The 5,750-nt window shown below is 31.0% G+C and carries 6 protein-coding genes; 2 read left to right on the top strand and 4 right to left on the bottom strand.

All coding sequences use genetic code 11. The features are described from left to right. Positions 1-387 precede the first annotated feature (387 nt). A complete protein-coding gene (locus tag JJE11_RS13305; RefSeq protein ID WP_291636392.1) occupies positions 388-651 on the bottom strand; it encodes a DUF3892 domain-containing protein in 264 nt (87 codons plus the stop codon). A gap of 307 nt (positions 652-958) precedes the next feature. Between JJE11_RS13305 and JJE11_RS13310 the strand changes: the two genes are divergently transcribed. Further along, a complete protein-coding gene (locus JJE11_RS13310; protein ID WP_291636394.1) occupies positions 959-1,618 on the top strand; it encodes an ATP-binding cassette domain-containing protein in 660 nt (219 codons plus the stop codon). A gap of 9 nt (positions 1,619-1,627) precedes the next feature. Further along, positions 1,628-2,425 carry a metal ABC transporter permease gene (locus tag JJE11_RS13315; protein ID WP_291636396.1) on the top strand — a complete coding sequence of 266 codons (798 nt, stop codon included), beginning with the start codon at positions 1,628-1,630 and terminating at the stop codon, positions 2,423-2,425. Between the two features lie 87 nt (positions 2,426-2,512). Here the strand turns inward: JJE11_RS13315 and JJE11_RS13320 are convergent, their stop codons facing one another. From JJE11_RS13320 to cbiG, 3 genes are all read right to left on the bottom strand, one after another. Then, positions 2,513-2,902, bottom strand: coding sequence for an HNH endonuclease (locus JJE11_RS13320; protein ID WP_291636398.1), 390 nt, complete (start codon positions 2,900-2,902; stop codon positions 2,513-2,515). Positions 2,903-2,963: 61 nt separating this feature from the next. Then, on the bottom strand, positions 2,964-4,223 hold the full coding sequence (rpsA, locus tag JJE11_RS13325; RefSeq protein WP_291636400.1) for a 30S ribosomal protein S1: 1,260 nt from the start codon (positions 4,221-4,223) through the stop codon (positions 2,964-2,966). A 200-nt stretch (positions 4,224-4,423) separates the two neighbouring features. Then, complete coding sequence (gene cbiG, locus JJE11_RS13330; RefSeq protein WP_291636402.1) at positions 4,424-5,413, bottom strand: cobalt-precorrin 5A hydrolase; 990 nt, start codon at positions 5,411-5,413, stop codon at positions 4,424-4,426. Positions 5,414-5,750 lie beyond the last annotated feature (337 nt).

The raw sequence follows: 5,750 nt of genomic DNA on the forward strand, positions 1-5,750 counted from the left end.
AATTTAAGGTATCTTTTAGAAGTTCCATTTGTTTATTCCCCCCTGTTCATCTAAGTTTATCACATATGCTCTGAATCTGTCTAAGCACTATTCCATAATATTTCAAAGTAAAGGTTTTTTCAAGAAAAATCGGCAATTAAAGAGAATATTTATTAGTTGTTACCTGTCCCTGCCTAATCAAGACAATGTCAATTATTTTCTACCTGTCCCTGCCTAATCAAGACAATGCCAATTAGTTGCTACCTGTCCCCGCTTAATCAAAACAATATCAATTAGTTTCTACCTGTCCCCGCCTAATCAAAACAATGTCAATTAGTTGTTAACCGTCCCCGCCTTAATCTCACTCGCTAAAAAAAACAGAGACACAAAGTGTCCCTGTTTTCAATGTTAATAGATTTCATTGTCATCTATGATTGGCAAACTATCCAAGTTATTGGTTTTATCACCATCAGGTAGGCTTTTCAAGAATTCTTCGCCTCTTTTTGAGGTTGAAACAGAAACTCCACTTACATTCCCTTGCTTAGCAAGCAAGACACCTTGTTCTTTTGAAACTATTTCTCCATTTTCAAATTCATAGGCTGTGATTTCTCCTTGATTATCCTTCACTACTCTACTAATCATATGAGCTGAGCTTTTTTTATCCATATCCATGATAACACTACCTTTCTTATTAAATTAAATACATGAAAACATGTATTTTTATTTGTAGATACTCAACCAATATTAACTATGCTATTAAATTAATAACTTAATAATAATTAAGTATCGACATATACAGTTTTACCAGATATATAATTATTTATAAGAGGTATTTATATAGTTTTTTGTCAATAATATCAAGAGAGTTGTTGCAAATTATTCGCATTTCGGTGTATACTGTTTGTTGGTACAATTTTTAGTGTATATTACCTTAACTAATTTCGTATAGTTATATATAAAGGAAAACAGGAGGAACGAAATGATCTGCATAAAAAAAATATATTTTACATATACAAATTTAAAATCCTACATAATAGATAACGTTAATCTTAAAATCGAAAAAGGCAGCTATGTTTCAATACTAGGTGAAAATGGCAGTGCCAAGAGTACTTTAATTAAATTAATATTAAATTTATTAAAACCTAATAGTGGTTCTATTGTTATTTTCACTTCAAAAATAGCATATGTAGCACAAAAGGTTGAAAATTTCAATTCACAATTTCCTATAACAGTTTACGAGATGTTAAATTGCCATAGGAAAGTGTTAAAGCTTAAAGATAAAAATTTAATTTTAAAAAGTTTGCAGGCTGTTGGTATGGAAAGTTATACTCATACTCTTATTGGGAATCTCTCTGGAGGGCAGCAACAAAAAATTTTTATTGCCAGAAGTTTAATTGGTGAGCCTGAGCTATTGATTTTAGATGAGCCTTCTACTGGTATAGACATTCAAAGTATGGAAGATATATATGGAATTATTAAAGGATTAAATAAAAACCTAGGTATTACAGTTGTTTCTGTTGAACATAATTTAAAAGCTGCACTAGAAAATTCAACTGATATTTTTGAAATGAGTAATGGAAATGGAATACTTTATACCATTGATAATTATAAAAATAAGTTAAAAGAAGAAAGGGGGTAACATCACTTTATGTTCCAATATGGTTTTATGCAAAATGCCTTAATAGCTTCACTTTTAATTTCTATTTTATTTCCAATTGTTGGAGTTTTTCTAGTACTCAAAAGATATTCTATGATGGGAGATACATTGGCACACGCTTCGTTTGCCGGAGTAGCCATTGGTTTAATTCTTGGCTATAACCCTATACTTTGTGCTTTTATCTTTACAGCTATATGCGGTTTATCCATTGAATTTTTAAGGGATTATTATAAAAAATATGCAGAATTAATTTTAGCAATTATACTTACATTTAGTGTTGGTATTGGGATAACTTTGATAAGTACAGGCAAAGCAGGTGCCAATGTTAATTCTTTTCTATTTGGAAGTATTCTAACCGTTACCAAAAGTGATTTATACATAATGCTTGTACTTAGTATTATTTCTATAATAACTTTAATTTCTTTATATAATGAATTATTATATATTACTTTTGATGAAGAAGGTGCTAAGGTTTCAGGGGTAAAGGTTAAGATAATCAACTATGTTTTTGCTCTACTAGTAGGGGCTACTATTTCAGTATCCCTAAGAATACTCGGAATACTTGTTATGTCCTCTATGATAGCTTTACCTGTAGCCACGGCACTTCAGCTAAATAAAGGCTTTAAGCATACTCTAATATTCTCCATACTATTCGGCTTTATTGATATAATTTTTGGACTTGTTATATCCTATTACATAAACTGTGCTCCAGGAGGAACTATTGCTCTAACTTCTGTCCTTGTCTTAGTGCTTGTAATCATCGGTAAAAAAGCATTATCTAGAGCTTAGCAGCTTTTCAAAAGGAAAGTTATTAAAAATAAAAGATATAGTGGACATTTCATATGTCTCCTATATCTTTTACTCTTTTATAATAAGCTACAAATCTTCACATTCTAATTCTAATAACATTTCTTCGTTATATTTATTTCTTCCCATAAGCCTAAAAATAATATCCACTTTTCTAAACCCTTTATCACTTATCTTATAATTCTTAAAGAGTCTTATAATAACCCCTTTATTTATATTAAGTATATGTACCAACTCATCACTAGTGTAAATCTCGTTTACTAGAATTGCTTCAAGTTTTTTCTGCATATCCAGCTTATATTCTAAATCTAGCCTTCTATTTTTGTGAGGTCCGTTCACTCCTCTATGATGCTCCGTGCAAAGGTATCTAAAGTTAAGTTGAAATTCAATTCCCCCTTGGCTTTTATAAACTATATGATGTTTATCAGCTGGGTTTCCACAGACTTCACACTTTAACAATGGTCTACCTCCTTATAGTACATGAGGCAAAACAACTATTAGTTGTTTTGCCTCATAAGTTTTATTCAAATTTGAAATTCTTTAATTTGTCTCCTAATAGATCTCCTAAAGTTACTCCACCCTGTTCTTCCCCATTATATTGTGAAAGATCACCATAACTTTTATCTAATGCTTCTTTAATACTTAGGCTTATTCTTCTATCTTTTTCATTTATGTCTCCAACCTTAACTTTTACAGCTTCTCCAACTTTTAATACATCAGAAACCTTTGCTATATGTTCCTCTGATATTTCTGATAAATGAACCAATCCTTCTACTCCTGATGGAAGTTGTACAAAAGCACCAAAGTCCATTATTCTTACCACAGTTCCATCTACTATATCATTTGAATGGTATAGTGTTGTTATATTATTCCAAGGGTTTCCTTCTGCGTTTTTAAGTCCTAGAGATATTCTTCCCTTTTCTTTATCAAAATCTATAACAGTAACTTCTACTTCTTCTCCAACTGAGACTATTTCTGATGGATCTTCAACTCTTTTCCATGATAATTGTGAAACGTGAATAAGACCATCAACGCCACCTAAATCAACAAAAGCACCAAATTTAGCTAGTCTAGTTATAACTCCTTTTCTCTTTTCACCCTTTTTAAGTTCATTCCAAACTATTTCTTTTTTAACATCATTTGCTGCTCTTTCTATTACTCTTCTAGATAAAACTAATTTTTTATCAGCTTTATCAAGTTCTATTATTTTAACTTCTAAAGTTCGGCCTTTAAATTCTTGAAGATTTTCTATATAAGAATCTGACATTTGTGATGCAGGTATAAACGCTCTAACTCCTTCAATATAAGTTGTAGCTCCACCTTTTACTATTTCACCAATTGTTATTTCTATAGTTTTATTTTCATCTAAAATTTCCTTGAATTTATCCCATACTTTCACACTATCTGCTCTTTTTTTAGATAAAAGTACATTTCCTTCTCCATCATTAACTTTCATTATGTATACAAAAATCTCATCATCAACCTTAACAACATCCATAGGGTTCATTTCGTTTTCGTTTGATATCTCTTCTTTAGGTATAACTCCATCTGTCATAAATCCTATGTTAACATGCACTTCATTTTCATTTACAGAAATTACTGTTCCACGTACAATGTCTCCACTGTTAATGTTCACAGTAGATGCCTCTGTAGTCTCCATCATGTCTCCCATTGTAACTTCTTCTTTTCTTTCTGTTGCTACGTCGCTACTTACAACCTCTTCGTTATTCTCCACTGTCGCATCTTGAATTGTAATCTCTTCGTTGTTCTCTGTTATCATATAAATACACTCCTCTTATTGCATAATCGTTTTTATAATTATACTAAATTTATTTTTATAGTCTACTTGATAATATTCTATAAATATTCATTGAAATCTTTCTTATTTTAATACTTCACTTGTTTGTACATTTTTTTGTTTCAAAATATCTTCTCTATTGTATCATACTTCTCTTATTTTAAAACATCTTTTCTATTATATCATACTTCTCCTATACATAACGTCATACCATCTAATTTCATTTTATTTATTTTAATCCTTGCCTCGCAAAGTTCTACGCAAGGTTCACAAACAGCGCGAGCCCCAATAGTTTTCTCTACAAAATCACTACCACAAAATTTATGTTGTATTAATTTTATATCTCCTATTGTAAATATTTTTAGCTGACACTTTAAATAATCTACTAATTCCACTATTGCAATCTCATCTCTTTTGACCGTCACTGTTGTTATATATTTTATTGCCCTACTGTCAATGTTATACTCTTTAAGAATCCTTAATACTGTCTGCTTCATTTTATCGACTGGAAAATCTTTTCTACAGCCAATCCCAAGTACGATATTTTTTCTTATTAATTTAAGTGTAGGTACAAAATGGACATCTATTTGCTTATCAATACACTCACTACTGCAAATGTACAGTAATCCACTAATATCCTCTAAATTACTACTATAACCAGTTGGTATTTGAACTATTCCTTTTTCATCAAAAAAACCAACTTTTTTCCCATCTACCAAAAGTGCAGCTATGTCTTTTGCTTTTTTCAAATCTTCAATAATCAGTCCGTTGTCTTTTGCTATCATGTCCGGAGCAGAAATGCCTAAATTATCTGTAGCCGTTGTTATTATAGGTTGCGCTACAAGAAGCCTACTAACCTCTAATGTAAGCTCATTTGCCCCTCCTAAGTGACCACTTAAAAGACTTATAACGTAATTACACGAATTATCTATAACTATTACTGCAGGGTCCACATCCTTGCTTTTTATGTAGGGGGCTATAGCTCTAACTGCAATACCTGTCGAACTTATAAATATTATACCACAATAGCTTTCCATTACCTTTTTACTAACCTGCGCAAAATTAAAATCACTTTGTTTTTTCTTTGAATATAAATCAATATCAAATTTCGAAGCTAGAATTTCTGCAATTCGGTCTCCATTTTCTGTAAATGTAATAACTGCATATTTCATTTTATCACCATTACTATTATATATTAAAACACAATATAATTATACCTTAGATTTTTACGGGAATTTAGTGTAGTGATGAGAATTTAGTTGGGGACAGGTAACAACTATTTATATACAAAGTTAAAATAGTTGTTACCTGTCCCCAACTTTATTTCCCAACTTTATTCCAACTTTATTTTATGGCTTGTACCAACTATTTTCAGAGTTGAGATAGTTGTTAACCGTCCCCACCACTCTCCCCCTCATTCGCTAAAAAACTTGCATGGTATCCCCATGCAAGTTAGACTGTCCCGAGTTATCTCATTTCTCAATTATTGTTATGCGTCTTTAAACCCTA

It is taken from the genome of Clostridium sp. (assembly GCF_016650095.1).
Taxonomy (GTDB): domain Bacteria; phylum Bacillota; class Clostridia; order Clostridiales; family Clostridiaceae; genus Clostridium_AD.